7 protein-coding genes are annotated in these 6,074 nt (G+C 40.1%); 3 read left to right on the top strand and 4 right to left on the bottom strand.

The window, feature by feature from the left end; genetic code table 11:
• Positions 1–633 precede the first annotated feature (633 nt).
• The gene (locus DS2_RS19010) at positions 634–1,803 is read left to right on the top strand and encodes a 3-phosphoglycerate dehydrogenase family protein (RefSeq protein ID WP_035016660.1); all 1,170 of its coding nucleotides are present in this window, start codon (positions 634–636) and stop codon (positions 1,801–1,803) included.
• Between the two features lie 77 nt (positions 1,804–1,880).
• On the opposite strand, the gene DS2_RS19015 is transcribed toward DS2_RS19010, so the two are convergent.
• Positions 1,881–2,315 carry a hypothetical protein gene (locus DS2_RS19015; protein ID WP_035016661.1) on the bottom strand — a complete coding sequence of 145 codons (435 nt, stop codon included), beginning with the start codon at positions 2,313–2,315 and terminating at the stop codon, positions 1,881–1,883.
• 18 nt (positions 2,316–2,333) lie between these two features.
• Positions 2,334–2,570 (bottom strand): hypothetical protein, encoded by a 237-nt coding sequence (locus tag DS2_RS19020; protein ID WP_035016663.1) that lies wholly within the window; start codon positions 2,568–2,570, stop codon positions 2,334–2,336.
• A gap of 257 nt (positions 2,571–2,827) precedes the next feature.
• Between DS2_RS19020 and DS2_RS19025 the strand changes: the two genes are divergently transcribed.
• Positions 2,828–3,781, top strand: coding sequence for a hypothetical protein (locus DS2_RS19025; RefSeq protein ID WP_035016664.1), 954 nt, complete (start codon positions 2,828–2,830; stop codon positions 3,779–3,781).
• Between the two features lies 1 nt (position 3,782).
• Positions 3,783–4,619 carry a hypothetical protein gene (locus DS2_RS19030; RefSeq protein WP_035016665.1) on the top strand — a complete coding sequence of 279 codons (837 nt, stop codon included), beginning with the start codon at positions 3,783–3,785 and terminating at the stop codon, positions 4,617–4,619.
• A 4-nt stretch (positions 4,620–4,623) separates the two neighbouring features.
• Here the strand turns inward: DS2_RS19030 and DS2_RS19035 are convergent, their stop codons facing one another.
• Together DS2_RS19035 and DS2_RS19040 are read right to left on the bottom strand one after the other, a co-directional pair.
• On the bottom strand, positions 4,624–5,598 hold the full coding sequence (locus DS2_RS19035) for a Fic family protein (protein ID WP_035016666.1): 975 nt from the start codon (positions 5,596–5,598) through the stop codon (positions 4,624–4,626).
• Between the two features lie 137 nt (positions 5,599–5,735).
• Positions 5,736–6,074 (bottom strand): DUF2007 domain-containing protein (locus DS2_RS19040; RefSeq protein ID WP_326979561.1); only part of this gene is annotated, 339 nt, incomplete at its 5' end.

Genomic DNA, 6,074 nt, shown 5'->3' on the forward strand with positions numbered 1-6,074 from the left:
ATTTATACAAAAGGTGTTCATCTCATCATCCATGGAGCTCCGCCGAGCCATCCATGCGCTCGGAGGGTTTTATTTCTGCTTCCAACTCAGGTTGCGATAGATATGAGTGTTGTTTGTTTAACACGCTCAGCAAAATTTTAGTTATATTTGGGGAAATGTAATTTGGTTTTGTTGAGCTATGTAGAATGGTGCAAACAACCTAAGTTGGAATCAAAATAAAACACGCATAAATCCGTCCATGGAGCTCCGCCGAGCCATCCATGAGCTCGGAGGGTTTTATTTCTGCTTCCAACTCAGGTCGAGATAAACATGTATGTCGCGGGGAAATAAAACAACAAGCAACACTGTAGTTAATTGCAAGAATGGAGTGATAATTTAGAGCAAAACTTCACGGACAGTGCACTATGAAGCTCGAGTCATAATTTTCGCAAAACCGCTGCAAGTACATCCTTGTAAGCTTTGCTTTTTCATCCATGAAAAAGAAATTTTGGTCTAAATTATGACTCCATCTTCACTATAAACTTTTGAGTATTCATAACGAACAAAACAAAAGCGATGGAATAAAGCAGTATTCATCCCAGTTATAAAACTGTTCTCTACTACAAAGAGAACCATAAAAAAGAGCTAACAAAGATGAAAACAATTAGGACTTATAACAACATAGCCGAAAAAGGCTTAAATCAATTTCCAAAAGACAGCTACCGTGTATCGCCAGACGAAGCTGAGCCAGACGCAATATTACTGCGCAGCCAAAAACTCCATGAAGAGACCTTACCTAAATCAGTACTTGCCGTTGCGCGTGCAGGTGCTGGGGTAAATAACATTCCAGTTTCCGATTACACGCGCCAAGGCATAGTGGTATTTAATACCCCAGGGGCAAATGCCAACGCGGTAAAAGAGTTGGTACTAGCCAGTTTATTATTAGGCTCACGCGGTATCAGCCAAAGTATGGCGTATGTAAAAACCTTAGCGGATGAAACCGACCCACACGAGTTACACAAAAAAGTTGAAGCGGGTAAAAAAGCTTATGGTGGGGGCGAATTAGAAGGCAAAACTTTAGGGGTTGTTGGTTTAGGCGCAATAGGTGCCAAAGTAGCCAATTTAGCTTTAAGTTTAGGTATGAAGGTAATTGGTTACGACCCAAAACTAAGCGTAGAAGCGGCTTGGCGTTTATCTAGCGAAGTGGTTAAAGCAGACAGCTTAAATGCATTATTGTCACGTTCAGACTATGTTACTTTGCACGTGCCTGCCGTTGAAGCGACTATTGGATTTATCAATGACGATGCGTTTGCTGCACTTAAGCAAGGGGCAAAACTGATCAACCTAGCACGTGGTGAGTTAGTTAACGAACAAGCCGTTATTAATGCATTAGACACAGGCAAACTGGCTTATTACATTGCCGACTTTCCAACTGAAAAATTAATCGCGCACGACAAAGCTATATTGTTTCCGCACTTAGGTGCAAGTACAGTTGAAGCAGAAGAAAACTGTGCTGTAATGGGCGCTAAACAGTTAATCGACTTTTTAGAAAACGGCAATATCGTTAACTCAGTAAACTTCCCTGCCATTTCAATGGAGCGCACATCTGGCTATCGTATTACTTTTGCCAACGACAATGTGCCAAAAGTATTAGGTGTTGTACTTAATTTACTAGCAGATTTAAATATCAATGTAATTGATATTGTGAACAAAAGTCGCGACGACATTGCTTACAATATTATTGATATTGAACAAAGGCCAACCACAGAGTTGCTACAACAAATTGCTAGTGTTGAACATATATTTCAAGTGAGATGTGTTTAACGCTATCGTTTAATCACTACCAACAAAGCAGGTGCGGCCCGCGCTTGCTTTGTTTAGCTCAATTCACAATGCCTCACTCATTTCTGCGAACGCTTTTTCTCTAACATTAAGTCAGAACGTGAGCGAAGTTTGTCTTTATGCCGTAGTTGTTCAAAAGGGTCAACCGATTCACTATCTTGCTGAGTTTGCTTAGATGAAGTTGTTGAATTTGCTACTTTATTGGTGGTTGCTTTGGCTGTTTTTTTAACGTTCAGTGGTTGGTTATTGCGCGCAGTTGATTTTAATGAAAATACGTAAACAACAATAATAATTAAGATAACCAACCATTTAGCAATAAGCGCATACATCAAATTGTTTTGTTGTTGGTTTAAGCTGAACAACTCAACCACGTCTTGATATACATAATGCACAATAGCCAAGGCCAAAACAGCAAACAAGGTTTTGATAATGTTGCTTTTATATTTCAGCCAAAAACTGGCTAATAACCCTAAACGAATCAGTGGACTAAACATCTTTATTCACCTTATTGGTTAAATCCACCAGCCCAAACCCAAGGCTGCAGCTAAGGCGAATAAACCTTTTTCTTTAATGCGACTGCGAATTTTATCTTCTTCTTCGCGCACTATTATTTCTAACTCTTCTGGGTCTAAATTTTCAGGTTTAAGGCCAGATAAAATAATCCGTGAACGCGCCGCATTAATCGCGGATTCTCTAATTTTAGCCTCAAGATCACCTTTAAACTTTTTAACTGGGTTTTGAAATTTCATATGCTTGTTCCAAACAGTCTATCCTACAAGCCTACACCTGATTGGTTATTTTGGTCAATTGAAACAAAACCTTGAGAATGCGTATAATTATCAATATACTTCAAAATTCGTAAATAAATGAATTATAAAGGTTAAGGATGACTCAATTGCAGTATAGATCCATAAATTTTTTCCTCTCCATTGTATTTATCACGTTTGGTCTGTGCTTTTATGCAAGTTGCCGAGCAGCGACCACCTATTTAGAGTGGTTGCCGTTTATGCGCCAATTAGCATTTGATTGGCCAGCCCTAGCAGGGCCCAGCGTAATAAATGCTTCATTACCCAGTTTCTTGCACGTTATTTTTATGTGTTGTTTAACGCTTGCAGTGCCAAAACAAGCTCCAGCTAAAGTTTGGAAAATACCTTTAGCATGGTTTGCAATAAGTGTTGTTTTAGAGCTGATGCAATTGGAGTTTGTTGGCATTAGCTGGCTAGCTGGCACATTTGACTGGTTCGATATATTAGCTGCGGCGCTTGCTGCGGCTGTTATCGCCCTGCACTCAAGCCTATTAAACAATCGCTCTATCTCCAGCAAACCTTTATCTCTAGCAATTAAACTACCACTTATACTAGTGGGTAGTTTAAGTGCCATGGGCAGCTATTGGGATGTAAGTTGTGATTATCCAGATAAATCCAGAGCTTCATGCGATGTGTCGCCCTTATATATGCGCTGGCAAGATATCCGTACAACAAACGAAGTTTACTTTAGTGCTGAAAATGCCAATGGTGAAACTCAAGCAGCAATCGACCAAGGTGGGCTAATTCGCGAATATCAAGGCATAGACAACCCAGGTAAAATTTACGTCTTTAACCAATATTTATTTGTAAACGATCAACTAAAAGGCATTCATATTTTTGATAATAGTGATCAAGCAAACCCGAAATATTTAGCTTTTGTCAGAGTGGTTGGCGCAACAGATTTAGAAGTATTAAATGGCGTGATGTACGTGAATAGCTTTACTGACGTTGTGGCTGTTGAACTAACAGCACCATTTAATTATTACCGAACCGAAAACGTCCTTCCTTACCCATCGGTTAATAATTGGCTACCCGCTAGAGTACGTTTTTTTCAAGATGAACAACGAATAGAGATTGACCAAAACAGAGGTATGGTTGTTGGATATGAAACTGAAGAAGGCAAACGCTTTTTCTTTTGGGATGTGGAGCTTTAAGATGAAATTGAATTTACAACAGCTAACCGCTTGTGTTTTGGCTTTAACAACCCTTATTGGCTGCCAAGAAGGTAGCTCAGACTCTAGTGGCAGTGGCACAGGTCAAAGTGGTTCTTTGGCGGCTATGACGATATTTCAAGGTGAACTGGTGTTTATCGACAGAAACACTATATACAGCTTTCAACTATCGAATAAATTTGCGCCTGAGCTGCACATAGCTGAGCGAACCAACAACAATGTGGAAACTGTCTCCAATTACAATGATGAATATTTAATGATTGGCACCAATACTGGTGTATTAATTTACGCGAAAGCAATTGCGGTACAAGATCGGGAGAGATTTGCTCTAGTTTCGCGAATAAGCCACTTACGCGCATACGATCCAGTAATTGCGATTGGTGATACCGCGTATTACACCACTAGAAACGGCGACACTGACTTTAATAGTGAAAGAACCGATGTTGTTGGGGTAATTGATATTGGCAATATCGAATCACCTGTAATCGAGTCTTTATACTTAGATTTATATGAACCAAAGGGTTTAGGGCTACACAACAACACCCTCTATGTCTGTGATAAAAAAGAAGGTTTGGTTAAATTTAATGTTGAAGAAATAGCCAACGAAGCGAATGATTTAGTGGATATTGACGGCACACCAGTAACTGACGAACAAACGGTAAAAGGCTTAGTCCGCCAACCACTAGATAATAGCTATGCATGCAACGACTTAATTGTGAATGGCGATACTTTGATATTAACCTCAGCGCTGGGCATTCAACAGTTACGCATAGAAAACGAGGGTTTAGCCAGCTTAAGTGAAATATCTAAAGATGGTTAAGCTGTTATTTCACAATATCTAAAGTAGCCTGATAGCAACTTTGGCAAAACGCACTGAATTCTGTTAGTAATTCTGGTTGTGGCCACACACCTGTTTGTGTGGTCAGCTGACCGACTTTCAATTCATATTTGGCCAACAGCTGAATATATTGACGACGGTTTTCATTTGGAATCACAATTGGTGGTAACCCCGAATTTAATAAGGGTAGATTAGCAAGTAATCGGGCAATACGGCCATTTCCATCCCAAAACGGGTGAATATGCGCTATTGCAGCATGAATCTTGGCATATGCTAGATGTGCGTTTTCTAAAGTTAAACCTGCCGTACTTAATTGGTTAATTTCCTCGAATACTTCAGCCATCAGTTTGCCGACATAAAACGGCTCAGCATACTCTATGTAAACCTGTTTATTGTTTTCATCAACAATGTAAGTGCCATTTGGCTGAACCTTCCACGCGCCATAGGGTTTATCAATATCAAAAATGCGCTCGCTTTGAATTGCTTTGTGTAACTCAAAACACAAATCCGCATCGACTTGTTTACCGATAGCCCTGTATATCAGTTCGATGGCCGTTGCATGGCCAATAATTTCTTGATGTTCACGAATCGGTTTGCCTGAAATGGTCAAACCTTCTTCTAATAAGAAATGAGTATCACCTAAGCTAAGCGTATTGCCTTCTAGTGCAGTTGAGGTGTGTGTCCACAAGTCTCGAATTTGTTTTAAGATTGCAGTTACTTGTGCCGACGATTTACCCGCAAGAAATTTAAATTCGGGGGATTGAGATTGGCTACTCCACAGATACTTTACACTACGACTTTGACCAACACGTTGCACTTTCCCTTGTTCAACTAAGTCAACCAACCAGCGTCGCAGAGTACGCTCAGCAACACTGCCAGACAAAAGTGCGCTAATCTCATGCAAAGATCTAGCTTGTGTTTGCGACTGCAAAAGTGTCTGTAATTGTAATTTATCGGCCATAATAGTCAGCTTGATATTAAAGATACGGCCATTTTAGCCTTTTGTCGGCCACTTTTGTAGTTTGTCGGCCACTTTTCAGGATTTATCGGCCATAATTAGTGGCCGATAAATTTATACCCAATCAGCTTAGGTATAAACTAACGTGCTTTTTGGCAACTCCAACATATCTCAAAAGTTGCACTATTCTCTTCACCACAATTGGCACATACCCAATCAGCCTCTTGGCTGTTGGCAGTTAAACTTGCTTCGGTAATGACCAGTTCAGCTTCGGCAAAATCCGCTTCATTTACCCATAACTCAGGCCAACAATCGAATGGGGATATTTCGCCCATGGCACCTTGGGCAAACTCGTTTTTAAGCACAACATGAATGCCTTGTGCTTCTATTAGATTTTTCACATTGTGGACTAAAAAGCTGTTTTCACTTGTGTAAACTTTTTTCATAATTAGGGCCTGTTGATCTTTCGTGGACAAATT

Source organism: Catenovulum agarivorans DS-2 (genome assembly GCF_000568405.1).
Taxonomy (GTDB): Bacteria; Pseudomonadota; Gammaproteobacteria; order Enterobacterales; family Alteromonadaceae; genus Catenovulum; species Catenovulum agarivorans_A.